Annotated in this window: 22 protein-coding genes; 19 read left to right on the top strand and 3 right to left on the bottom strand. The window is 69.7% G+C overall.

Annotation, left to right across the window (positions count from 1 at the left end; translation table 11 throughout):
• The first annotated feature begins 5 nt into the window (after nucleotides 1-5).
• Together ACGFIF_RS39575 and ACGFIF_RS39570 are read left to right on the top strand one after the other, a co-directional pair.
• Complete coding sequence (locus ACGFIF_RS39575; RefSeq protein ID WP_393162130.1) at nucleotides 6-1,388, top strand: replication-associated recombination protein A; 1,383 nt, start codon at nucleotides 6-8, stop codon at nucleotides 1,386-1,388.
• Nucleotides 1,385-1,693 carry a nuclear transport factor 2 family protein gene (locus ACGFIF_RS39570; protein ID WP_393162128.1) on the top strand — a complete coding sequence of 103 codons (309 nt, stop codon included), beginning with the start codon at nucleotides 1,385-1,387 and terminating at the stop codon, nucleotides 1,691-1,693. Before ACGFIF_RS39575 ends, ACGFIF_RS39570 begins: the two co-directional genes overlap by 4 nt.
• 238 nt (nucleotides 1,694-1,931) lie before the next feature.
• Here the strand turns inward: ACGFIF_RS39570 and ACGFIF_RS39565 are convergent, their stop codons facing one another.
• The gene (locus tag ACGFIF_RS39565; RefSeq protein ID WP_393162126.1) at nucleotides 1,932-2,570 is read right to left on the bottom strand and encodes a hypothetical protein; all 639 of its coding nucleotides are present in this window, start codon (nucleotides 2,568-2,570) and stop codon (nucleotides 1,932-1,934) included.
• Between the two features lie 168 nt (nucleotides 2,571-2,738).
• Between ACGFIF_RS39565 and ACGFIF_RS39560 the strand changes: the two genes are divergently transcribed.
• Genes ACGFIF_RS39560 through ACGFIF_RS39520 form a run of 9 tightly spaced genes read left to right on the top strand, consistent with a single transcriptional unit; the run spans nucleotide 2,739 to nucleotide 11,827 of the window.
• Nucleotides 2,739-3,161 (top strand): DUF948 domain-containing protein, encoded by a 423-nt coding sequence (locus ACGFIF_RS39560; RefSeq protein WP_393162124.1) that lies wholly within the window; start codon nucleotides 2,739-2,741, stop codon nucleotides 3,159-3,161.
• The gene (locus ACGFIF_RS39555) at nucleotides 3,158-3,430 is read left to right on the top strand and encodes a DUF6167 family protein (protein WP_393162122.1); all 273 of its coding nucleotides are present in this window, start codon (nucleotides 3,158-3,160) and stop codon (nucleotides 3,428-3,430) included. Before ACGFIF_RS39560 ends, ACGFIF_RS39555 begins: the two co-directional genes overlap by 4 nt.
• Before the next feature lie 5 nt (nucleotides 3,431-3,435).
• Nucleotides 3,436-6,105 carry an alanine--tRNA ligase gene (gene alaS / locus ACGFIF_RS39550; RefSeq protein ID WP_393162120.1) on the top strand — a complete coding sequence of 890 codons (2,670 nt, stop codon included), beginning with the start codon at nucleotides 3,436-3,438 and terminating at the stop codon, nucleotides 6,103-6,105.
• 21 nt (nucleotides 6,106-6,126) lie between these two features.
• Complete coding sequence (ruvX, locus tag ACGFIF_RS39545; protein ID WP_393162118.1) at nucleotides 6,127-6,585, top strand: Holliday junction resolvase RuvX; 459 nt, start codon at nucleotides 6,127-6,129, stop codon at nucleotides 6,583-6,585.
• Complete coding sequence (mltG, locus tag ACGFIF_RS39540) at nucleotides 6,582-7,775, top strand: endolytic transglycosylase MltG (RefSeq protein ID WP_393162115.1); 1,194 nt, start codon at nucleotides 6,582-6,584, stop codon at nucleotides 7,773-7,775. The genes ruvX and mltG overlap by 4 nt, the downstream gene beginning before the upstream one ends.
• Nucleotides 7,776-7,777: 2 nt before the next feature.
• On the top strand, nucleotides 7,778-8,599 hold the full coding sequence (locus ACGFIF_RS39535) for a shikimate dehydrogenase (RefSeq protein ID WP_393162113.1): 822 nt from the start codon (nucleotides 7,778-7,780) through the stop codon (nucleotides 8,597-8,599).
• Entirely contained in the window at nucleotides 8,586-10,031 is a 1,446-nt protein-coding gene (locus ACGFIF_RS39530) for an FAD-binding oxidoreductase (RefSeq protein WP_393162111.1), read from the top strand. Before ACGFIF_RS39535 ends, ACGFIF_RS39530 begins: the two co-directional genes overlap by 14 nt.
• A gap of 13 nt (nucleotides 10,032-10,044) precedes the next feature.
• Nucleotides 10,045-11,088 carry a DUF2330 domain-containing protein gene (locus ACGFIF_RS39525; protein WP_393162109.1) on the top strand — a complete coding sequence of 348 codons (1,044 nt, stop codon included), beginning with the start codon at nucleotides 10,045-10,047 and terminating at the stop codon, nucleotides 11,086-11,088.
• Between the two features lie 31 nt (nucleotides 11,089-11,119).
• Nucleotides 11,120-11,827, top strand: coding sequence for a prepilin peptidase (locus tag ACGFIF_RS39520; RefSeq protein WP_393162107.1), 708 nt, complete (start codon nucleotides 11,120-11,122; stop codon nucleotides 11,825-11,827).
• Between the two features lie 97 nt (nucleotides 11,828-11,924).
• Here ACGFIF_RS39520 and ACGFIF_RS39515 read toward each other — a convergent pair whose 3' ends face one another.
• Nucleotides 11,925-13,046, bottom strand: a complete 1,122-nt coding sequence (locus ACGFIF_RS39515) for an ADP-ribosylglycohydrolase family protein (protein WP_393162105.1) — start codon at nucleotides 13,044-13,046, stop codon at nucleotides 11,925-11,927.
• Nucleotides 13,047-13,157: 111 nt separating this feature from the next.
• On the opposite strand from ACGFIF_RS39515, the gene ACGFIF_RS39510 reads away from it, so the two are divergent.
• The 6 genes from ACGFIF_RS39510 to ACGFIF_RS39485 all read left to right on the top strand — a co-directional run bounded on the left by ACGFIF_RS39510 (nucleotide 13,158) and on the right by ACGFIF_RS39485 (nucleotide 20,434).
• Nucleotides 13,158-13,370, top strand: coding sequence for a hypothetical protein (locus ACGFIF_RS39510; RefSeq protein ID WP_393162103.1), 213 nt, complete (start codon nucleotides 13,158-13,160; stop codon nucleotides 13,368-13,370).
• A gap of 175 nt (nucleotides 13,371-13,545) precedes the next feature.
• The gene (gene aroC / locus ACGFIF_RS39505) at nucleotides 13,546-14,751 is read left to right on the top strand and encodes a chorismate synthase (RefSeq protein WP_393162101.1); all 1,206 of its coding nucleotides are present in this window, start codon (nucleotides 13,546-13,548) and stop codon (nucleotides 14,749-14,751) included.
• The gene (locus ACGFIF_RS39500; protein WP_393162099.1) at nucleotides 14,748-15,245 is read left to right on the top strand and encodes a shikimate kinase; all 498 of its coding nucleotides are present in this window, start codon (nucleotides 14,748-14,750) and stop codon (nucleotides 15,243-15,245) included. Before aroC ends, ACGFIF_RS39500 begins: the two co-directional genes overlap by 4 nt.
• Entirely contained in the window at nucleotides 15,242-16,342 is a 1,101-nt protein-coding gene (gene aroB / locus ACGFIF_RS39495) for a 3-dehydroquinate synthase (RefSeq protein ID WP_393162097.1), read from the top strand. Before ACGFIF_RS39500 ends, aroB begins: the two co-directional genes overlap by 4 nt.
• 163 nt (nucleotides 16,343-16,505) lie before the next feature.
• Nucleotides 16,506-19,316 carry a carboxypeptidase regulatory-like domain-containing protein gene (locus ACGFIF_RS39490; protein WP_393162095.1) on the top strand — a complete coding sequence of 937 codons (2,811 nt, stop codon included), beginning with the start codon at nucleotides 16,506-16,508 and terminating at the stop codon, nucleotides 19,314-19,316.
• Nucleotides 19,317-19,348: 32 nt separating this feature from the next.
• Entirely contained in the window at nucleotides 19,349-20,434 is a 1,086-nt protein-coding gene (locus tag ACGFIF_RS39485; protein WP_393162093.1) for a Gfo/Idh/MocA family protein, read from the top strand.
• Here the strand turns inward: ACGFIF_RS39485 and ACGFIF_RS39480 are convergent.
• Nucleotides 20,392-22,491: a HelD family protein gene (locus ACGFIF_RS39480; RefSeq protein ID WP_393162091.1), complete on the bottom strand. Its 2,100-nt coding sequence runs from the start codon at nucleotides 22,489-22,491 to the stop codon at nucleotides 20,392-20,394. The genes ACGFIF_RS39485 and ACGFIF_RS39480 overlap by 43 nt on opposite strands.
• 68 nt (nucleotides 22,492-22,559) lie before the next feature.
• On the opposite strand from ACGFIF_RS39480, the gene ACGFIF_RS39475 reads away from it, so the two are divergent.
• Both ACGFIF_RS39475 and aroQ read left to right on the top strand, forming a co-directional pair.
• Complete coding sequence (locus tag ACGFIF_RS39475; RefSeq protein WP_393162089.1) at nucleotides 22,560-23,153, top strand: TetR/AcrR family transcriptional regulator; 594 nt, start codon at nucleotides 22,560-22,562, stop codon at nucleotides 23,151-23,153.
• A gap of 23 nt (nucleotides 23,154-23,176) precedes the next feature.
• Nucleotides 23,177-23,617: a type II 3-dehydroquinate dehydratase gene (aroQ, locus tag ACGFIF_RS39470; protein ID WP_393162087.1), complete on the top strand. Its 441-nt coding sequence runs from the start codon at nucleotides 23,177-23,179 to the stop codon at nucleotides 23,615-23,617.
• Nucleotides 23,618-23,790 lie beyond the last annotated feature (173 nt).

Below are 23,790 nucleotides of genomic sequence, written 5' to 3'. Positions count from 1 at the left end.
CGGGTGTGAGTGATGGGTTGTTTGAGATTCCGGGGGCTCCCGCGCCGGCCCGGGGCGGCGGGAGTCTGGCCGATATGGATCACACGGCGGCTCCGCTGGCCGTGCGGATGCGGCCGCGGAGTCTCGACGAACTGGTGGGGCAGCAGCATCTGCTCGCGCCTGGGTCGCCGTTGCGACGGCTGGTCGAGGGTGACCAGCCGATGTCGCTGCTGTTGTGGGGACCGCCCGGGACCGGGAAGACGACGATCGCGGCGGTGGTCTCCCACCAGACGAACCGCAAGTTCGTGGAGCTGTCGGCTGTCACCGCCGGGGTGAAGGACGTCCGGCAGGTGATCGACGGGGCCCGGCGGGATCTGGCCCGGGCGACCGGGACCGTCGAGACTGTGCTGTTCATCGACGAGGTCCACCGGTTCACCAAGGCCCAGCAGGACGCCCTCCTGCCCGGCGTGGAGAACCGCTGGGTCACGCTCGTCGCGGCAACCACCGAGAACCCGTTCTTCTCCGTGATCTCACCCCTGCTCTCGCGGTCCCTGCTGCTCACGCTGGAATCGCTCACCGACGACGACATCGCCGTACTGCTGGATCGGGCGCTGACCGACGAGCGTGGCCTGAACGGGGAGTTCGAGCTCGCCGAGGACGCTCGCGGCCACCTGCTCCGGATGGCCGGGGGAGACGCCCGGCGGGCGCTGACCTACCTGGAGGCCGCCGCCGGTGGTGCGCGGGCCAAGGACGCCGAGGTCATCGACCTCAAGACGCTCGAGACGGCGGTGGACCGGGCCGCGGTGCGGTACGACCGGGCCGGAGATCAGCACTACGACGTGGCGTCGGCGTTGATCAAGTCGATCCGGGGTTCGGATGTGGACGCGGCGATGCACTACCTGGCCAGAATGATCGAGGCCGGTGAGGATCCGCGGTTCATCGCGCGGCGGCTGGTGATCTCGGCGAGTGAGGACATCGGCATGGGCGACCCGACCGCACTCGGGGTCGCGGTGGCCGCGGCCGAGGCGGTCCAGCTGATCGGGATGCCCGAGGCCCGGATCAACCTGGCCCAGGCGGTCGTCGCGCTCGCGCTGGCGCCGAAGTCCAACGCGGTGATCATGGCCGTCGACGCGGCCATCGCCGACGTGAAGGCCGGCAAGGTCGGCCCGGTCCCGTCCCATCTGCGCGACGCCCATTACGCCGGGGCGAAGAAGATCGGCCACGGCTCGTCGTACCAGTACTCCCACGACGACCCGCGCGGCATCGTCCCGCAGCAGTACGCGCCGGACGTGATCGACGGGACCGACTACTACAACCCGACCCGCCGCGGCGGCGAGGCGGCGTACGCCGACCGCGTCGCCAACATCCGCAAGATCCTCCGGGACCGCAAACGAGGCGACCGCAAGTGAGCCGGACGACCGACCACGTCGAAGCCTTCAACGAAGCCGTCAGGACCGGCGACTGGGACACCTTCGCCGAACGCTTCGCCGAAGACGCCACGATGATGTTCGTGAACGTCCCGGCCGGCCCGTTCGAAGGCCGCGAAGCAATCGCCGAGGGCTACCGAACCAACCCACCCACCGAAACCATGAGTGTCCTGGAGGAGGCAGACGATGTCGCCCGCTTCCTGTGGTCCAGCGGCGGAACCGGCACGATGAGCATCGCCTGGGCACCCAACGGCACCGTCCAAGCACTCGCCGTCAGCTTCGACTGAAGGCACCCGGGGCCCGGGTTGATTCAAATGCTCAGGTGGGTAGGCTTCCAGACGGCCTGGGGGTGAAAGGTAATGCTTTGAGGCAGTTCAACCCGCCCCCCGGTTGGCCGGAACCGCCGAACGTCCGGTGGCGACCACCGAAGAACTTCAGACCCGATGACTCCTGGCCGAGCCCACCGGCCGGCTGGGCGTTCTGGATCGACGAGCACGGCACGCCGGTCCGCGGACCGATCGGCCGCTACGGCGGCCCACCCGTCCTGAAGCTCGGCGCCCTCGCGGCGGCCGCGCTGTCCCTGGTCGGTCTGCTCCTCTTCGTCCCGTTCGGGGGACAAGACTCCGCGACCACCCTCCCGCCCCGCCCGACGGCGCCGGAGAGCACGACCTCCGACGGCTCCGACGGCAGTACGACGACCAGGCCGCCGGTCGGCCGACCACTAGGAGCCTCGCCCGACACCGTGACCGAGTCACCCACACAGGGGCCGACGAACCGGCCGACGCGACTGAACCCGGGGACGTCGAGTCCGACCACGAGCTGGTTCCCTTCGGCGCAGCCGTCATCGACACCGGCCGCACCGAAGCCGCCCTGGTCACCCCCGGCGTCGCCGTCGCAGACCTCACCCGGCCCCACTTCTTCGGCGCAGCCCTCGTCGAGGCCGCCAACCTCGTCCGCGCCGTCCAGCCCGGCGCCCTCGCCGAGCCAGAGCCAGAGCCCGACCCCGACGGAACCCAGCGCACCGTCGCCGTCACCAAGCACCACCCCGGTGGAGCCGTCACCGAGCACCACTCCCGTGGAACCGACCCCGAGCACCACCCCGGCGGAGCCGAGCACCACTCCAGCAGAGCCGAGCAGCACCCCAGCAGAGCCGTCTCCAAGCACCACACCACCCGGCGGCAGCTCCTGACCGTTGCCCCTCACTGACTGTCGGCAATCAGGGTTTGGTGAGGGACTGTGATGTGGGGGATGGTGTCCTGGAGCGGAGTGTGACGAGGGCCCGCGATAAGGTCGGGCGGTCCACGAGGTCGCAACGGAAGGTGGATCGTTTCCATGAGCGTCGGTGAAGTAGCGGGGCTGATAGCCGCCTGCGCGCTGCTCATCCTGGTGGGCCTGCTGGCCTACCCGATCCTGAAGCTGGGCAAGGTCCTGGACGAGACCCGGATCATGGTGAAGGGCGTGTCCGACTCGAGCATCCCGTTGCTCGGCGAGGTGACCACGACCGTGTCCACCACCAACGCCCAGCTGGCGAAGGTGGACACCATCACCGACAACGCGACCACGGTGACCACCAACGCGGCCGCGCTGATGTCGCTGTTCTCGGCGACGGCCGGCGGGCCGCTGGTGAAGGCGGCGGCGTTCAGCTACGGCGTCCGCAAGGCGCTCGGCGACAGCCAGCGCCGCGACGTCAGCCGGCGAGTGAAGGAAGAGATGAAAGCCGAACGCAAGGCACGGAAGCGGGGTGACGTCCGGTGAAGCGGATCTTCTGGCTGATCATCGGCATCGCGGTCGGGGTGTACGCCGTGACCCGGCTGAAGAAGCGCGCCCAGGTGCTCGCTCCGGAGAGCCTGCAGGACTCCGCGGCCAAGGTGGCCGCCGCGATCCGGCACTTCGGCGACGAGGTGCGCGAGGGCATGGCCGAGCGGGAGACCGAGTTGCGCGACGCCCTCGGCATCGACACAAACAGCGCCATGCCTTCGGCCCCACCCACAACCCACCCGGACACGCGTGAGGACTACCGGTAACACCCATGGAAACCAGTGAGATCAGGCGGCGGTTCCTGCAGTACTTCGAGGACCGGGGCCACACCGTGGTGCCGAGCGCACCACTGCCGTCGCCGGACCCGAACCTGCTGTTCAACGTGGCCGGCATGGCCCAGTTCGTGCCCTATTTCGTCGGCCAGCAGACGCCGCCGTACGCGCGCGCGACCAGTGTGCAGAAGTGTGTCCGGACCCTCGACATCGACGAGGTCGGCAAGACCACCCGGCACGGCACGTTCTTCCAGATGAACGGCAACTTCTCCTTCGGCGACTACTTCAAGGAGAAGGCGATCGAGTACGCCTGGGACCTGGTCACCCGGTCCCAGAACGACGGCGGCTACGGCTTCGACGAGTCGGTGCTGTACGCCTCGGTGTACTACGACGACGACGAGGCGATCGACATCTGGAAGCGGGTCGCCGGCCTGCCGGACGACCGGATCGTCCGGCTCGGCATGAAGGACAACTTCTGGTCGATGGGCATCCCGGGTCCGTGCGGCCCGTGCTCGGAGATCCTGATCGACCGCGGCCCCGAGTTCGGCGCGGACCGGGACTGGGAGGCGGGCGACCGCTACCTGGAGTTCTGGAACCTCGTCTTCATGCAGAACATCCGCGGTGAGGGTGGCGGCAAGGACGGCTACGAGATCCTCGGCGAGCTGCCGAAGAAGAACATCGACACCGGTCTCGGCCTGGAGCGGGTGGCGTACCTGCTGCAGGGCGTCGACAACATGTATGAGATCGACGAGATCTACCCGGTGATCGAGAAGGCCTCGGAGCTGAGCGGCCGCAAGTACGGCGCCGAGCACGTCGACGACGTCCGCTTCCGGGTGGTCGCCGACCACGTCCGCAGCGCGCTGATGCTGATCGGCGACGGCGTGAACCCGGGCAACGAGCAGGGCGGGTACGTGCTGCGCCGGCTGCTCCGCCGGGCGATCCGCTCGATGCGCCTGCTCGGCTACGAGGACCCGAGCCTGGTCGAGCTGCTGCCGGTCAGCCTGGAGCAGATGAAGAAGTCCTACCCGGAGCTCGAGTCCGACTTCGGCCGGATCAGCCAGGTCGCGTACGCCGAGGAGGAGGCGTTCCGCCGGACCCTCACGGCCGGGACCAGCATCTTCGACCTCGCCGTCCGTGAGACCAAGGCCGGCGGCGCGCACCAGCTTGAGGGTGCGAAGGCGTTCCAGCTGCACGACACGTACGGCTTCCCGATCGACCTGACCGTCGAGATGGCCGCCGAGCAGGGCCTGAACGTGGACACCGAGGGCTTCAAGTCGCTGATGAAGGAACAGCGCGAGCGGGCCAAGGCGGACGCCCGGGCGAAGAAGGCCGGTCACGCGGACACCTCGGGCTACCGGGAGCTGCGGGAGAAGGGCGTCACCGAGTTCACCGGCTACCAGGAGCTTGCCTCCGACTCACAGGTCCGCGGTCTGCTGCGCGATGGCGTGATCGCGCCGTCCGCCGAGCAGGGCGAGACCGTCGAGGTCGTGCTGGAGAAGACCCCGTTCTACGCGGAGTCCGGTGGCCAGATCGCCGACGAGGGCCTGATCGTCGCCGACGGCGTGAAGCTGAAGGTGCTCGACGTACAGAGGCCGGTCAAGGGCCTGATCGTGCACAAGGTCGAGGTGCTCGAGGGTGTCCTCCAGCCGGGCCTGGACGTGCACGCCGAGGTCGACCACGAGTGGCGCGTGTCCGCGTGCCAGGCGCACTCGGGGACGCACGTCGTCCACGCCGCGCTGCGGCAGGTGCTCGGCCCGAACGCGCTGCAGAGCGGTTCGTACAACAAGCCCGGGTACCTGCGGCTCGACTTCGCCTGGTCGTCGGCGCTGGACCAGGCGACCCGGTCCGAGATCGAAGAGGTCGCGAACCTCGCCGTCCGCCAGGACCTACCGGTGTCGGCGCAGTACATGACGCTGCCGGAGGCCCGGGACTGGGGTGCGCTGGCGCTGTTCGGTGAGACGTACGACGAGCAGGTCCGCGTCGTGGAGATCGGCGGCCCCTGGTCCCGTGAGCTCTGCGGTGGCACGCATGTGAAGCACTCGTCGCAGGTCGGTGCGCTGACCGTGACCGGTGAGTCGTCCGTCGGTGCCGGTGTCCGCCGGCTCGAGGCGTTCGTCGGCATGGAGGCGCTGCGCTACCTGGGCAAGGAGCGCGCGCTGGTCCGGCTGCTGAGCGAGAACCTGAAGGCCCGGCCGGAGGAGCTGCCCGCGAAGGTCGCCGACCTGGCCGAGCGGCTGCGCGCCGCGGAGAAGGAGCTCGAGCGGATGAAGGCCGGCCAGGTGCTGGCAGCCGCCGCCGAGCTGTCCGCGAACCCGAGGGACGTCTTCGGGGTCCAGTACGTCGGTCATCGCGCGCCCGACGGCGTGAACGGCGGGGACCTGCGCAAGCTGGCCCTGGACGTGCGCGGCCGGATGGCGGCCGACAAGCCGGCCGTGGTCGCCGTACTGAGTGTGAACGATGGCAAGCCCGGTGTGGTGATCGCGCTCAACGACACCGCTCGTGAGTGGCGGCTGAAGGCCGGTGACCTGGTCCGGGTCGCGGCCGAGAAGCTGGGTGGTCGCGGCGGCGGCAAGGACGATGTCGCGCAGGGTGGCGGCACCGACCCGGCCGGTTCCGATGACGCGTTGGCCGCGGTGGAGCACACCATCGGCCAGCTCGTGACGGGCTGATGCGTTCTTGATGGGACCCGCATGAGACACGGTGTGCGGCTCGCGCTCGATATCGGCGACGTCCGGATCGGTGTCGCGAGCAGTGATCCGCACGGAATCCTGGCCACCCCGGTGGAGACGGTCCGCCGGGGGCCCGGTGATCTGGATAGGATCGCCGCACTCGTCGCCGAACTGGAGGCGGTCGAGATCGTGGTCGGGCTGCCGCGCTCGCTGTCCGGGGGTGAGGGCCCGGCCGCGGTGAAGATCCGGGAAACGGCGGAACTGGTGCGGGCTAAGGTGCAGGAGGGCAACTCGGGGACGGCGGTGCGGCTGGTGGACGAGCGGTTCACCACGGTCACCGCCGAACGCATGCTGCGGGAACGGGGAAAGAAGGGCTCCAAGCGGCGCGCCGTGGTCGACCAGGCCGCGGCGGTCGTGATTCTGCAACACGCTCTCGATGTCGAGCGCGAGACTGGGAACCCACCCGGGAGGCCCCTGTGAACAGAACATCGGTGGACGACGACGTGACGGACGGCGACGATCTCAGCACCGGGCTCGGGTTGCGGCCGGAGAGCCGGGTCGAGCGCCGGGCGAACCGCCGCAAGGCCCGCGCGCGGCGCGGGTTCGGGTGCTTCGCCGGGCTGATCTCGCTGCTCGTCGTCGGTGCGCTGGTGGCCGGGGCCGTGATCGGCTTCGGCAAGGGCCGGGACGCGATCGAGCAGATGTTCGCCGCTCCCGACTTCGAGGGCAGCGGGACCGGCACGGTCGTGGTCGAGATCACCCAGGGCCAGAGCGCGCAGGCGATCGCGGACACGCTGGAGAAGAAGGGCGTGGTGAAGAGCGCCCGGGCGTTCGAGCGGGCGGCCCGGGACGACCCGCGGTCGCGCCAGATCCAGGCCGGCACCTACACGCTGCACAAGGAGATGTCGGCCAAGGCCGCGCTCGAGCTGATGCTGGACACCGCGAAGTCGATCCTGGTCACCCGGATCAGCTTCCGGGCCGGCCTGACCAAGGCCGAGGTCAGCGAGACGCTGCAGAAGTCGAAGCTCAAGCTGCCCGCCGGTGCCGCCGCGACAGCTCTGGGCAAAACGGCGGCGCTGGGCCTGCCGTCGTACGCGAAGAACAACGCCGAAGGCTTCCTGTACCCGGGCACGTACGACGTGCCGAAGGGTGCGACCGCGTACACGATCCTGAAGCTGATGACGGCGCAGTACGCGAAGGCCGCGGCCGAGCTGGACCTGGTCAAGACCGCGGATCGCAAGAAGCTGGACCCGTACCAGGCGGTGATCGTGGCCAGCATCATCGGCGCCGAGACGAACCGGCCGCAGGACTACACCAAGGTGTCCCGGGTGATCTACAACCGGATGCGGGCCGGCATGCGGCTGCAGATGGACTCGACCATCCACTACGTGGTCGGCCGCGACGGCGGCGTGTTCACCACGCCGGAACAGCGCGACATGGACTCGCCGTACAACACCTACAAGGTCAAGGGCCTGCCGCCGACGCCGATCAACTCACCGACCAAGGACACCCTGCGGGCCGCGCTGAACCCGGCCCAGGGCTCCTGGCTGTACTTCACCCTCATCAACCTCGACACCGGCGAGACCGCGTTCGCGAGTACGTCGGACGAGCATATGAACAACGTGAAGAAGCTGCAGGCGTGGTGCCAGGCGCACAAGGGCCGGTGCTAGTTATGCGGTGTGCTGTCCTCGGTTCGCCGATCGCGCATTCGTTGTCGCCGGCGATGCACCGGGCCGCGTACGCCGCGCTCGGGCTGGACTGGCAGTACGACGCTTTTGAGGTCGGCGAGGACGAGTTGCGCGGGTTCGTCGCCTCGCTCGGTGCCGACGTCCGCGGACTGTCGCTGACGATGCCGCTGAAGCGGGTCGCACTCGAGCTGGTGGACACCGTCGACCCGGTCGCGGAGCTGATCGGTGCGGCGAACACGATGCTGTTCGAGCCGGACGGATCGCGGTCGGCGCACAACACCGACGTACCAGGGCTGGTGAACGCGTTCGCCGAGCGGGGGATCACCGCCGCCGAGACGGCCGTGGTGCTGGGCGGCGGGGCGACTGCCGCGTCCACGCTGGCCGCGTTGCGTGGCATGCAGGTCACCGAGGTGACCATCGTCGTCCGGGACGTCGCCAGTGCCGAGCGGCTGCTGGACCTGGCGGCCGAGCTGGGGTTGAAGACGTCGGTCGCCGACTTCTCGCAGGTCGAGCAGATCGGCGGGTTCGACCTGTGCGTCTCCACGCTGCCCGGCGGTGCCGTCGACCCGTGGGCCGAGCATTTCGCGAGCGTCGCCCCGGTGGTTTTCGACGTCGCGTACCACCCGTGGCCAACCGGGCTGGCGATCGCGGCGCACCGGATCGGTACAGAGCTGTTGAACGGCCTTGATCTCCTCGTGCATCAGGCGACTCTCCAGGTGGAGATGATGACAGGTAGGTCGCCCGCACCGCTGGCGGCCATGAGGTCCGCCGCGCGTGAGGAGCTCGAGGATCGTGAGCCAGCTTGACCGCCGCACGTTACTGAAGGCTGGTGGCGCTGTCGCCGCCGTCGCCCTGACCAGCTGTTCCGACACCAAGACCGCCAGCGCCGCCGCGCCGAACTGGAACAGTTTCTCCCGCTCCCTCAAGGGCCGGCTGTTCATGCCGTCGACCTCCGGCTACCCGGCCGCGCACCAGCTCTTCAACCCGCGCTGGGACTCCGTCCAGCCGGCTGCTGTGGTCAAGGCCGCCAACGCCACCGATGTGCAGAAGGCGATCAACTTCGCCCGCGCCAACAAACTCGTGCTGGTCCCGAAGGGCGGCGGACACTCGTACGTCGGCGCCTCCACGATCAGCAAGGGGATGATGGTCGACCTCGGCGCGATCCGCGGGATGAGCTACGCGAACGGCGTCCTCACCGTCGGCGCCGGCGCCCGGCTGTACGACGTCCACGCCTTCCTCGACAAGTACGGGCGCTCGCTGCCGACCGGGACCTGCCCGACGGTCGGAGTCGCCGGGCTCGCACTGGGCGGCGGGATGGGGATCCACACCCGGGCCTTCGGACCGACCTGCGACCGGATCGTCTCGATGGGCGTGATCACGGCCGACGGGGTCGCGCGGAACGTGAGTACATCGGTCGGTCCTGATCTGTTCTGGGCACTGCGTGGCAGCGGCGGCGGGAACCTCGGGGTGGTCACCTCGTTCCGGTTCGCCACCATCCCGGCGACCAAGATCGGGTTCTTCCGGCTGACCTGGCCGGAGTCGAAGGCGTCCGCCGTCGTCAGCGGCTGGCAGAAGTTCGCCCAGTCGGCGCCGATCACCTCCTGGGGCAACCTGCACATCGATGCCCGCAGCAACGGAACGCTGTCGATCCACGTACTCGGCATCTCCACCACCGGCAACGCGGCGGCCGCGGCCGCACAACTGGAGTCGTTCGTCGGGTCGAAGGCCTCGACCCGCTCGATCACAGTGAAGACCCACATGGAGGCGGTCCGGTACCTGGGTGGCGGGACGACCAGCCCGCGAACCGGGCTCCTGGCGGGTTCCGACGTACTGCGGGGCCCGATGAACGCGGCCACGATCACCGCGGTGCTTGGTGCCGTGAAGACGGCTGCCCGGGCGAAGACGCCGGCGTCGGCGATCATCGATCCGCTCGGCGGGCAGGCGGCGAAGCAGCCGACCGGTGGCGCGTCCTGGCCGTGGCGAACGGCGCTCGGGGTGATCCAGTGGTACTCCGGGATGGCGGCGCACCCGTCGTCGGCACAGGTCCGGGTCGCGCAGACCTTCATCACCAACGGGCATCGGGCGGTCCGGACGTACTCGGCCGGCGGTTACGTGAACTACGTCGAGACCGGCCGCTCGGTCAGCACGTACTACGGCACCAGCCTGACCCGGCTGCGCGCGGTCAAGAAGAAGTACGACCCGGCGAACTTCTTCCGCACCCCGTACACCCTTGTCTAGCTAGTCTCCCGCCATGAGGTTCTGGCGGGTCGTCGTGGGTGTGCTGGCGCTGGGGTTCGTCGCGGCCGGGGTGACACCTGCCTGGGCCTGCGCGTGCGGGGGCTATCTGCCGGACGCGCAGTCGCGTGCCCGGGCGTACGGCGAGAACGCGCTGGTCCAGTACGCCGACGGCACCGAGCAGATCACCCTGTCGATGGCGATCGACGGCTCGTCGAAGAAGGCGGCCTGGATCATGCCGGTGCCCGCGGCAGCCGAGGTCGAACTCGGTGCGACCGGCCTGTTCAACCGGCTGGACCGGATGACGCGGCCGAAGGTCGTGGTCCGCAAGACCTACTGGCCGTTCCGGGATCTCGGCGTGATGGGCAGCGGGCGTGACTCGGCCGGCGCGCCCATGGCCGGTGCCGGTGTGAACGTGCGGCAGCAGATGCAGCTCGGACCGTTCTCGGTCGCGCGACTCGAGGGCACGAGCGGGACCGCGGTGACCGATTGGCTGCGCACGAACGGGTACGTCGTACCGTCCGGGCTGGCCGGGAACCTCACGCCGTACCTGACCGAGAAGTGGGAGATCGTCGCGGTGAAGCTCGCGCCGAAGCAGCCGGGCGAGAGCATGAGCGGGGCGACGCCGCCGCTGCGGCTGACGTTCGCGTCGGATCGAATCGTCTACCCGATGCGGCTCAGCAAGGGCGCGACCACCGCGCAGACGGTGACCGTGTACGTCGCCGCCGAGCACCGGGTCGACGCGACCAAGTTGCCGGACGCGGACGTGACGCCGGAGCTGTTGTACGCCGGGCGGGTCCAGGACGATGCGCTGACCGCGCCGGCCGACTACCTGACCGCCTACTCGGTCACCTACCGCGATCCGAGCCGGATCACCGACGACTTCACCTTCGAGCGGGCCGGGTCCGACGACGAGTACCAACGGATCGAGTACGTGACCCGCAACGACGGCTTCTGGAGCACGATCGGCGTGCTGGCCGGCGGCGTACTGCTGCTGGGAGCGGGCGCGGCGGTGATCGCGAGGATCCTGGTCCGACGGTCGTCCACAGGCCGCGCGTAGCGGGCGGCGAAATCGTCTAGGCTCCTGGATCGTGCCGGCTGACAACGCGTTGCTCGCCGCAGGGGCCGGGGTGGCCTTCTGCGGACCTGCGGCGTACCTGCTCGGCCCGTGGCTGATGCGGCGCATCCCGGAGCCCACGCTGGAGGAGGGCGAGGTCAAGATTCCGTACGCCGACCTGGCCGGGCGGCGGGCGGCGTACTGGTGTGGTCTACTCGCGGCGGTGTCCGGGGGACTGCTCGGGTGGGTCCTCGGGACGACCGCGGTGCTGGTGGCATGGCTGCTGCTGGCTGTGGCGGGGGCGGTGCTCGGATATATCGACGCGCGGACGCGGTATCTGCCGTCGGCGATCATCTGGCCGTCGTACCTGGTGATCGGACTCGCGCTGCTCGGTGCGGCCGTGGTGTCGGGGGAGTGGGGATCGCTCCGCCGGGCGGTGCTCGCGGGGGTGATCGGGTTCGCCGTGTTCTACGTGCTGTGGTTCGTGTTTCCGCGGGGTGTCGGGTTCGGCGACGTCCGGCTGTCGGGCCTGCTCGGGCTGGCGCTCGGGTGGCTCGGCTGGGGTGAGTTCATCACCGGGCTGTACGGCGGCTTCTTCCTCGGCGCGATCGTCGGGATCGCGCTGATCGCGGCGAAGGTGATGACGCGCAAGCAGATGGTCCCGTTCGGGCCGTTCATGCTGATCGGCGCGCTGGGCGGGGTCGTGTTCGGCGGACCACTCGCGGAGCTGTACGTCGGCTAGGGAAAGGACTCGACCCGAAGCCGAACGCGATCAATGCCGGCTCGTACAAGGCGAAGTGGGACCCGCCCAACACCTTCCACCACAAGCTGTCGATCGGTCACCAGCCGGGGTAGCGCGTGCTCCAGGCCGTGTGCGGGCCGTAGTCGCCGTGGAGGCGAGTGGGTTGGGTGAACTCCAGGGCGAAGTCGTCGGCCAGTTGGAGGATGACGGGCCGGCCCTCGACGGTGAAGACGAGCTCTGCGGGTAGAGCCGTCTCGCCGTGGAGGGCGCCCAGGATGTTGCCGGCAATGGCACCGGTGCTGTCGCTGTCACCGGAGTGCGTGACCGCCAGCGCCAACGCGTCCAGGAACTGCTCGGGAGCCGGGTAGGCCAGTGCTGCGTAGACACCGATGGCGAGGGCCTCCTCGGCGACCCAGCCGCCACCCAACTGCTCTACGGTCACCGGTCCGTGCCCGGGGGCTGTCGCCGCGAGTTGGCGGGCGGCTGCGAGCGCCGTACTCGTCTCCTCGTGGCCAGGGCGCTGGGCGAGCACGGCAGCGGCGGTGTCCAGGGCTGTGTGCAGCTCGGCGCCTTCACAGATCTCGCGGATGATCACGGCCAGGGCGCCCGAGGCGAGCTTGCCGGTCGGGTGGCCGTGCGTGTAGCCCGCGGCGTTGGCGGCTGAGTCGAACACCCAGTCGCGGTCGAACCACTTCGCCGGCAGCAGCCCGAACGGCGCCACCCGCATCACCCCGCCGCAGCCCTTCGAGTCGTTCTCCGCCTGCGCGCCGAACTGGTCGATCCGGGTGTTGCCCTTGCGCGCTCCCGTCAACGCGCTGAGACAGGTGTTGCCGGGCGCGCGACGTGCGTACAGCCACTGCTCGTCCACCAACCAGCCGTCGCGCTCACCACTCGGAGCCGACAGCGTCTGGGTGTCCAGCCAACGGTCGTACGCGTGGTGCACCACCGCCACCGTGAACCCGATGCCGCGATCGGTCCGCACCCCGGCCCGGATCAGTCCCTCGACCGTGAACAGGGTCATCTGGGTGTCGTCGGTGATCGTCCCCGGCGGCCAGCCGGCCGACCCGGACACGAACGTGCGGAGCCGATCGGGGTGCGCGGCAACGATCGACCGGCCGCTCTCGAACTCGACCGGACCGCCCAACGCGTCGCCGATCGCCCCACCCAGCAGGCAGCCGCGAATCCGCGACCGCCACGTCTCCTCCGCAGCCCGAGTCATGCCGGAACCCTATCGATGGTGGTGTCAGCGCTACCCGAAGACGGGTTCCAAGGCCAGTTCCCGCGAAGCTCCTGGCTCCTACGGTCGTTGATAGATCGAAGGGAGCACCTGATGACCACCGCAATCCGCCGTACCGCCGGGCGCGTCGCCGTGGCGGGACTCGCCACCCTCGCCCTCGCGGGCGCCGCGATCGCCGGCGGTCAGGCAGCGCAGGTCTCGACGGGCTGTGAGAACTCGGCACTCGGCAAGACGTTCGACGTCGTGCTGTCGTTCCGGGACGGCCTATCCTCCGACACCGCTCACGCGTGCATGCGGCGCCAGTAGCCACAGAAGTAGACCTGCGACTTCTCGTCTCGGTCACCCGGGCCTTGATCGGACGGCGGATCAGCTCCATGCATTTAGGTGAGCTTTGCCTAACCAGCCCGGTCTATGGGTTCCGCATCGTCGCGCGATGAGACCGGCGTCGGGACGGCGGGTGGCGCGTGGAAGAATCGGGGCCATGCTGCGCTGGCTCACCGCCGGCGAGTCGCACGGACAAGCGCTCGTCGCCGTACTCGAAGGTCTTCCCGCAGGCGTCCAGGTCACCACGGATAACGTGGCCGACGCCCTCGCTCGTCGTCGGCTGGGCTACGGCCGCGGCGCCCGGATGAAGTTCGAGCGGGACGAGGTGACGTTCATCGGCGGGTTCCGGCACGGACTGTCGCTCGGCAGCCCGGTCGCGATCCAGGTCGGCAACACCGAGTGGCCGAAGTGGGATCAGGTGATGTCAGCCGATCCGGTCGACCCTGCGACATTGGCCGACCTGGCCCGGAACGCGCCGCTGACCCGCCCGCGCCCCGGTCACGCGGACCTGGCCGGCATGCAGAAGTACGGGTTCGACGAGGCCCGCCCGGTGCTCGAGCGGGCCAGCGCCCGCGAGACCGCGGCCCGGGTCGCGCTCGGCGAGGTCGCCGCCCGCTTCCTCCACCAGGCGTACGGCGTGACGATCGTCAGCCACGTGGTCGAGCTCGGCACGGTCAAGGCGCCGTACGGCGTGATCCCGTCGTACGACGATGTCGCGAAGCTGGACGCGGACCCGGTGCGCTGCCTGGACGCGGACGCGAGCAAGGCGATGGTGGCCGAGATCGACACCGCGCAGAAGGCCGGTGACACGCTCGGCGGGGTGGTCGAGGTGGTCGTGGACGGGCTCCCGCCAGGCCTCGGCAGCTACGTGCACTGGGACCGGCGGCTGGACTCCAAGCTGGCCGGCGCGCTGATGGGCATCCAGGCGATCAAGGGTGTCGAGCTCGGCGACGGGTTCGAGCTGGCCCGGACGCCGGGGTCGCAGGCGCACGACGAGATCGTCGCCCAGGACGGCGTCGTCCGGCGGACCGGCGGCCGCTCCGGTGGCACCGAGGGCGGTATGAGCACGGGCGAGACGCTGCGGGTTCGGGCGGCGATGAAGCCGATCGCGACCGTGCCGCGGGCGTTGCGCACGATCGACACCACCACCGGCGAGGCCGCCGCGGCGCACCACCAGCGCTCCGACGTGTGCGCCGTACCGGCCGCGGGCATCGTGGCCGAGGCGATGGTGGCGCTGGTGCTGGCTGACGTCGCGCTGGAGAAGTTCGGCGGCGACTCGGTCGCGGAGTCCTCGCGCAACCACAAGGCGTACCTGGCGAACCTGCCGTCCACCATCGCACCGCGGGAGTGGGCAGAGCAGTGAGCCCGGTTGTAGTTCTGGTCGGTCCGCCGGGGTCGGGGAAGTCGACCATCGCGGCCCTGCTGGCCGAGCGGCTCGGCGTGAAGCATCGCGACACCGACACCGATATCGAGGCCGGCGCGGGCCAGCCGATCTCCGACATCTTCGTCGACCACGGCGAGCCGCACTTCCGCGCCCTCGAGCGGGCCGCGATCGTCGCCGCGCTCCAGGGCGACGAGGTGCTGTCGCTCGGCGGCGGTGCGATCCTCGACCCGGACACCCGCGCGGATCTGGCCGGCCACAACGTGGTCTTCCTGGACGTGTCCCTCGGTGAGGCGGCCAAGCGGGTCGGCCTCGGTGTTGCCCGCCCGCTGCTGCTCGGCAACGTCCGGACCCAGCTGCGCAACCTGATGGAGGCACGCCGTCCGCTGTACGTCGAGGTCGCCAAGCTGACCGTGCAGACCGACGACCGCACCCCGGAGCAGATCGCCGACGAGATCCTGGAGCACCTCGGATGAGTGAGCAGCCGACCCGGATCCGGGTCGCCGCGGCGGCGTCGTACGACGTTGTCATCGGCAACAACCTGCTCGGGGAACTGCCCGGGCTGCTCGGCGACGGGGTCCAGCGGGTCGCCGTCATCCACCCGCGCGCACTGCGGAGCAGCGGTGACGCAATCCGCGACGACCTGACCGCGAGCGGCTACACCGCGCACGCGATCGAGATCCCGGACGCCGAGGAGGCCAAGACCGCGGAGGTGCTCGCGTACTGCTGGTCGGTGCTCGGGCAGGCCGGGTTCACCCGGTCGGACGCGATCGTGAGCGTCGGCGGCGGGACGACGACCGACCTGGCCGGTTTCGTCGCCGCGACCTGGTTGCGCGGTGTTCGCGTGGTGCACATCCCGACGACGCTGCTCGGGATGGTCGACGCCGCGGTCGGCGGCAAGACCGGGATCAACACGGCCGAGGGGAAGAACCTGGTCGGCGCGTTCTGGGAGCCGACCGGCGTCCTGTGCGACCTCGCCGCGCTGGAGACGCTGCCGCGCAACGACTACGTGAGCGGTCTGGCCGAGGTCGTGAAGTGCGGGTTCATCGCGGACCCGGTCATCCTCGACCTGGTCGAGAAGGACCCGGCCGGCGCCTCGAGCCCGGCGTACGACGCCACCGAGGAACTGATCGCGCGTGCGATCCAGGTGAAGGCGGACACAGTCGGTGCGGACCTGCGCGAGCGGACCACCACGGCCGGGGGAGCGATCGGCCGGGAGGCGCTGAACTACGGGCACACCCTCGGTCACGCGATCGAGCGGGTCGAGCGGTACAAGTGGCGGCACGGCGCCGCGATCAGCATCGGCATGGTGTTCGTCGCCGAGCTGGCCCGCGCGGCCGGCCGGCTCGACGACGCGACCGCCGACCGGCATCGCGCCGTACTGGAGTCGCTCGGGCTGCCGGTCACGTACCGCGCCGACGCCTGGCCGCATCTGCAGGACGCGATGAAGCTAGACAAGAAGACCCGGGCCGACCGGCTCCGCTTCGTCGTCCTCGACGGCCTGGCCAAGCCGACCATCCTCGAGGCGCCGGACCCGAGCCTGCTCGTCGCGGCGTACGCCGAGGTCAGCTGACCGGAACCGGTCAGCAGCGTCAGCAGAGGGTCGGCTGACCGGAGCTGGTCAGCAGGGTCAGCAGAGGGTCGGCTGACCGGAACCGGTCACCTGCCGGACTGGCACTTGTACATCGGTGCAAACCCCTCCAAGATGCTGAAGACATCTTGGAAAGGGCTTTCCAATGGGCAAGAGGCTGGGGCGCGCCTTGGTGGGCGCGATGTTGCTCGGGGTGGGGCTACTTCCGTCGAGCACGGCCGCGACGGCGGTCGGTGGGGACGGGACGGCCGCCGGTGGGAGCGGGACCAGGTACTACGTCGACGCCGTGCACGGCTCCGACGACGTGAAGGGCACCTCGCCCGGCCGCGCGTGGCGGACCCTGCAGAAGGTCAACGAGACCACCTTCGACCCCGGTGACCAGATCCTGCTCCGCGCCGGTCAGAGCTGGGGAGGCCAACTGTGGCCGAAGGGCTCCGGTGCCACCCGTCGCCCGATCGTGATCGACAAGTACGGCCCCGGCGCGAAGCCCGCGATCCACGGCGGCGGTGAGGTCGCCGAGACGGTCCGCCTGTTCAACCAGCACGACTGGGAGATCCGCAACCTCGAGGTCACCAACGCCAAGCCGCTCACCGGCGAGCCCGGCACGAACCTGCGCGACCTCCGCGGCATCGAGGTGGCCGGCGACGCCGGCGGCACGCTGAGCCACTTCGTCATCGACGGAGTCGACGTCCACGACGTCACCGGCGAGGTGAACTGGATCGGCGGCGACGTGGCCGGCAACAAGCCCGGTGTCACCTTCCAGACCGGGTGGGATCGCTCGAAGAACACCGGCGGCATCGTCTTCCGCGGCACCGTCGCCGACATCGCCGCCCCCGGTACGGCGACCGTCCTGAACGACATCCTGGTCGAGAACTCGTCAGTCAAGCGCACATCGTTCGCAGGCATCATTGTCAAACAACACACCGGGTCTAGCGAGGGTGCGGTGAAGACCGGCTGGGGTGAGCGCGCGAACGCCACCGACCCGCGCTTCACCCCGCACACGAACGTTGTCATCCGCAACAACTTCATCCAGCAGGACGGCAACGACTACGCCTGTAACGGGATGTACGTGACCGACGTGCGCGGCGGCCTGGTCGAGGGCAACGTGGTCTACCGGGCCGGTACATCGGGCATCGAGGCGTACTACGCCGACGACGTGGTGATCCAGCACAACGAGGTGTACGAGACCCAGCAGAAGGCCGGTGGCGCGGACTCGAACGCGATCGACCCGGACAAGGCAACGACCCGGATCGTGGTGCAGTACAACTTCGTCCACCACAACGGTGACGGGATCCTGATCTGCCAGTTCTCGTTCGGCGACACGGTGATCCGCTACAACACCATCGCCGGCAACTCGCGCTACCAGATCTACCTGCACTCGGACCGGGCGGCGACGGCGAAGATCTACAACAACGCGATCTACAGCGATCGCAGCGACCACCTGATCTACGGCTACGGCAGTTCGCTCAACGCGACGTACGACATCCGCAACAACATCCTCTACTCCACCCGCGCCAACGCCGCACTCACCACGAGTCCGACGATCACCTACGACAACAACCTGTACGGCGGCGCGGCGCTCGTCGTACCGCAGTCCGATGGTCGTCCGGTGCTGGGCGATCCGCTGTTCACCGCCGCGCTGACCGGACCGTTCGGCACCGAGGAGAGCGGGCCACGACTGGATCGTGCCCTGGCGCTCGTGCCGACCTCGGGCTCAGTGGCGGTCGGCACCGGGGTCGCGATCGCGGACAACGGTGGCCGGGACTACGCCGGTACGCCGATCTACCAGGGCCTGCCCGACGTGGGCGCCTTCGAGTACCGGACGCCGCAGCGGCAGAACTGGGAGTCGATCAACGGGGTTGTCCGCGACCAGTTCGGTCACGCGGTGGAGGACGCAACCGTGGTGGTCGAGACACCGCGTCGTACCTATCGCGCCTCGACCCAGGCCGGTGGCTTCTACCGGATCGCCGGCCTGCCGTTCGACACGGTTGCCGCCGTCAAGGCGAGCAGGGACGGCTATGACGCCGCGACGGCGACTGTCGTCGTACGGCGTGGCGATACCGCTCGACAGGATCTGACGATCGGCTTGCAGGACACCGATGGGTCGATCACCGGCCGGGTGCTCGATCAGCGGGCGGCGGCGCTGGCCGGTGCTGTGGTCACCGTGCGCGCCGGCGACGAGGTCATCGGCTCAACCCGGTCGGGCACGGACGGTGCATTCGTGGTGCCGGACGTGCCGATGGGCACCGGCTACACCGTGGTGGCGGAGCTCGATGGACGGCAGGTCGTGGAGCGCAGCGGCATCTCGGTGCTGCCGGCGGCCGCAGCCGATGGCGGCGCGTTCCTGCTGGCAGATCCGGAACGCGAGGACCTGCAGGTCCATGCGTTCGACGACCTGCCGACCGGCGCCCTCCCCGACGGCGGTGCCGGCTGGACGGTGAGTGCGACCGGCAATGCGGTGGACGTCGCCGAGGTCCCGTCGGCGTCGGACCGGAGCGTGCGGCTCACCCGTACGGCGAACACCGGAGGCACCGCCGGGACCGGGGTTTCCCAGGTGTTCGCGACTCCGCTGCGTGGACTGGTGACAGTGGAGGCACGGGTGATGCGCGATCAGCCGTACGTGTCGGGCAGCAACTGGTTCGGCCTGCCCTACCTCTACAACGAGAGCGGTGCCGCCGCGGTCAGCGTGGCCTTCGACAAGGGCAACATCATCGCGTACGAGGGTCCGACCTCACGGACCGTCGGGACGTACGAGCTCGGCCGCTGGTACGACGTACGCCTGGTCGTGGACACGGTGAACCAGCGCTTCGACCTGTACCTCGACGGGACGCGGATCAGCGACGACCAGCCGTTCCGCACCGCGATGCCTGCCCTGGCCGGGATCGCGTTCTACGCCAACAGCTCCAACTACGGCAGTGCCTACGTCGACGACGTACGCATCTCCTACGGCCTCTGAAGTGATCGACTCAGCCTCCTGAAAGGGTCTGTATGTCTGACAGCAAGTACCGGATCGCGATCGTCGGCACCGGTGGCATCGCCAACGCGCACGCCGGGGCGGTGGTGGCGTGTGCGGACCGCGCCGAGCTCGTCGGCGCGCTCGACGTCGAGCCCGACCGGGCGCAGGCGTTCGCGACCAAATGGGACATCCCGGTGGTGTACTCGAGCCTGACCGAGCTGCTCGCGGCCGGCGACGTCGACCTCGTCCACCTGTGTACGCCGCCCAGCTCGCACGTCCCGTTGGCCGCGGAGTGCCTGGCGGCGAAGGTGAACGTCCTGACGGAGAAGCCGCCGACGCTGTCGCTGGACGAGCTCGACGAGTTGCTCGACGCGGAGCGCGCGTCGTCGGCCCAGGTCGTGTGCATCTTCCAGCACCGGTTCGGCTCCGGGGCGGTGCGGTTGCGGGAGCTCGCGGCGGACGGCGTCCTGGGCCGGCCGTTGGTTGCCTTGTGCAACACCACCTGGTACCGCGACGACGAGTACTTCGCGATGCCGTGGCGCGGGACCTTCGAGGTCGAGGGCGGCGGTCCGACGATGGGTCACGGGATCCACCAGTTCGACCTGCTGCTGTCGATCCTGGGGCCGTGGGAGAAGGTGACCGCGATCGCGGGCCGGCAGGCCCGGCCGACGAAGACCGAGGACGTCTCGATGGCGCTGGTCACCTTCGAGAACGGGGCGATGGCGTCGATCGTCAACTCGCTGGTGTCGCCGCGGCAGACCTCCGAGCTTCGCTTCGACTACGAGAACGCGACCGTCGAACTGGAGCACCTCTACGGCTACAAGAACGAGAACTGGACGATCACGCCGGGGCCGTCGCAGGACGCGGTGGCCTCCGCCTGGTCCACCGACCTTCCGGCGGTGCCGAGTGGGCACACCGCCCAGCTCAACGCCGTACTGGATGCGCTGTCGGCCGGTTCCCAGGCGCCCGTTCCGCTCGCCGAAGCCCGGAACACGATCGAGCTCGCGGCGGCCATCTACGCCTCGGCCTTCACCGACAAGCCGGTCCGCCGCGGTGAACTGGCCCGAGGCACCGACTACGCCAAGCGCATGGGCGGCCCCGGAGCTCCCTGGTCCTGACCGGCTCGTTCGGGCGGGCGCGCGCCGGGCCGGGCGTCGAGTTCGGGCGGGCGCCCGCCGGGCCGGGCATTGAGTTCGGGCGGCAGGTCTGCGGAGTGCAGGACGTCGAGCCGGGACACCGCGCGGGTGAGTGCGACGTAGAGCCGGTTCAGGCCGCGCGGCTCGGCTCCGATGATCTCGGCCGGCTCGATCACGATGACGTGGTCGTATTCGAGACCCTTCGCCAGGCTCGCCGGGACGACGGCCACTCGCCCGTCGTCCTCCGGGCGGGCGGTCTCGATCCCGCCGGCCTTCAGTCCGTCCGCCAGGCCGGCGATCCAGTCGTCCGCCGCGATCACCCCGATCGACCCTTCCTGCTCGAGCGCCGCCTGTACGGCGTCCACGCACGCGACCGTGAGGTCGTCGGCGCGGGTGACGGTCAGTCGGCCGTCGGTGCGGAACGACGTGGTCTGGGGCACGTCGACGGGGAGCTGTGTGAGCAGTCGGTTCGCCAGCTCGACGACTGAGGCGGGGACGCGGTAGCCGGTGGTGAGGACAACCTGTTCCGCGTGCGGTTTGCCGAGGTGGGCGAGCTGTTCGGTCCAGGCGCGCGCGGCCCAGGGCGTCGTACCTTGGGCCAGATCGCCGAGCACGGTGATCGAGCCGTGTTCACTGCGGCGGGCGATCGCGCGGCACTGCATGGGGGAGAGGTCCTGGGCTTCGTCGACGATCACATGGCCGTATGTCGGGCCGCGTTCGAGCAGGGCGCTGAGCTCGTCCAGGAGGATCGCGTCGGCGGCGGTCCAGCGGGCGCTCTTCGCTTTGCGTGGGCGCTTCCACGCGATGGCGTCCTGCTCATCAGGGCTCAGGATGTCGTGCGCGGCCGCGGCCAGTAGGCGGCGGTCGCTCAGGAGCTCGGCGAGGAGCTCGTCGGCCTTCGCGTGCGGCCAGACGGCGTCGACCGAAGGAGTGGCGGCGCGGGTCATGCGGCGGAGCCAGACTCCGTTGCAGTTCTGGCCGCGCGCCTCCGCTTGCCGTTGCAAGGCGACGACGATCCGTGAGATCACCCGTTCCCGTCCGATCAGGTACGTCGCCGCATCCGCCCGTGCCTCGGTGACCATCTCCGCGAACTCGTGCTGGTTGACCCGCCACTTGTACGACTCGTCCGGCACGACCACCGCTTCCTCGGGCCGCCCGATCCTCGCGTAGACGGCGTTCCGCAGTACGTCGGCCATCCGCGGATCGTGCTTGACCGCAGCCGCCGCCGGCTCGTCCGTCCCTGTGATCCGATCCCCGCCGAGCAACTCCTCGATCGTGGTCTGCTCGACGTCGACCTCACCCAGTGTCGGCAGGACCGCGGAGATGTAGTGCAGGAACGCCTTGTTCGGTCCGAGCACCAGTACGCCGTTCCGCTGCAACCGGCTCCGATGCGCGTAGAGCAGGTACGCCGCCCGGTGCAGGCCGACCGCGGTCTTCCCCGTCCCGGGTGCGCCTTGGACACAGACCGACACCTCGAGATCGGTCCGGACCACCTCGTCCTGCTCGGGCTGAATGGTCGCCACGATGTCCCGCATCGGGCCGACCCGGGCGCGTTCGATCTCTCGCCGTACCAGCTCGCTTGCGCCCGATTGCTCACCGGCCTGCAGGCGCTCGTCCTCGAAACCGGTGAGCTGGTTGGCGGACCAGCCGAAGCGGCGGCGGGTGCTGATGCCGCGGGGATCGATAGTGGAGGCCCGGTAGAAGGCGGTCGAGACCGGAGCGCGCCAGTCGATCACCAGGGGCGGGCGGCCGATGGCGTCGGAGATGTGGCGGCGGCCGAGGTGGTAGCCCTGCGCCCGGTGCTCGCCGGCTGTCGCGTCGTCGGCGTACTGGATGAGGCCGAAGAACGGTGGGTTGTCGTCCTCCTCGCTCAGGTCGCGGGCGAGGGTCCTGAGGTAGTAGCCGAGGCGCTCGGCCGTGTACCGGTCGCCCCAGGTGTCCTCGCCGACGACCACGTTCTCCCGGGCGCCCGCGACCATCCGGGCCAGGGCCTCCCGGCAGCGGTCGGCGTACCGGCGCTCGTCGTCCAGCCCCCGCATCGCGCTCCTTCAAAAGATTAACCCGGTCAATGTTTTGTCCAGGTTAACACTTTGCTATCGTCGACGGCATGACCGGACTGCGCGCGCGGAAGAAACAACAGACCCACGACGCGCTCTCCCAGGCGGCGATCGCGCTCTTCCTCGAGCGCGGCTTCGACGAGGTCTCGGTCGCCGACATCGCCGCGGCCGCCGACGTCTCCAAGCCCACCCTGTTCAAGTACTTCGCCACCAAGCAGGACCTCGTCCTGCACCGCTTCGCCGACCATCAACACGAGGCCGCCCGCGTGGTCCAGGCAGCGCCGGCCGCACCCATCGAGGCCCTCCGGGACCACTTCCTCGCCGGCCTCGCCCGCCGGGACCCTGTCACCGGCCTCAACGACCACCCCGAAGTCCTCGCCTTCAACCGCCTGGTCTTCACCACTCCGGCCCTCGAGACCCGCCTGGCCCGATTCGTCGCGAGCGACCAGCAGGCGCTCGCGGTTGCGCTGGGCAACAACCTGCGGGCCGAGATCGCGGCCGGCTGCCTCATCTCCGTCCACCAGCTCCTCAGCCGCCGCAACTGGCAGGCCATGAGCTCCGGCACCTCGGCGGACACCTACTACCCGACCGCCCGCGTCGAGGCCGTCACCGCCTACGACCACCTCACCCGAGGAGTGTGGTGAGCCGCCTGCATTAGGGTGTTGGCGTGACTGGGCGACGCGTGCTGGTGCTGAACGGACCGAACCTCGGGCGGCTGGGGTCGCGCGAGCCGGAGAAGTACGGGACGACGACGTTCGCCGACCTGGTCGCCGAGTGCGAGAAGACCGGCGCCGAGCTCGGGCTGCAGGTCGACGTCCGGCAGACCGACGACGAGGCCGAGCTGGTCGGCTGGCTGCACGAGGCGGCGGACGGCAAGGTCCCGGTCGTGCTCAACCCGGCCGCGTTCACGCATTACTCGTACTCCCTGCGCGACGCCTGCGCCCAGCGGACCGCGCCGCTGATCGAGATCCACCTCACCAACCCCGCGACCCGCGAGGAGTTCCGGCACACGAGTGTCGTCGCAGGCGTGGCCACCGGCACGATCGCGGGCTTCGGAGTCGACTCGTACCGTCTCGCGCTGCGCGCGATCAGCTCCCTGGCGGACTGACACAACCAATCTGCCCTTTCGGGCATCTAGCTGGTGTGGGCAGGCCCGGCTGGACTGACGGGCTGTTTCACCGGTCTCCGGGACATCGAGATCGGGATGAGACGTCGGTGAAATGCCCGTGGTTCACGCTTGGCATTGGATCGTGATCCGACCGTCACCGGTTTTAAGGCTGG

It is taken from the genome of Kribbella sp. NPDC049174, assembly GCF_043197365.1.
Lineage (GTDB): Bacteria > Actinomycetota > Actinomycetes > Propionibacteriales > Kribbellaceae > Kribbella.
This window is presented reverse-complemented; position numbering and strand designations above follow the sequence as displayed.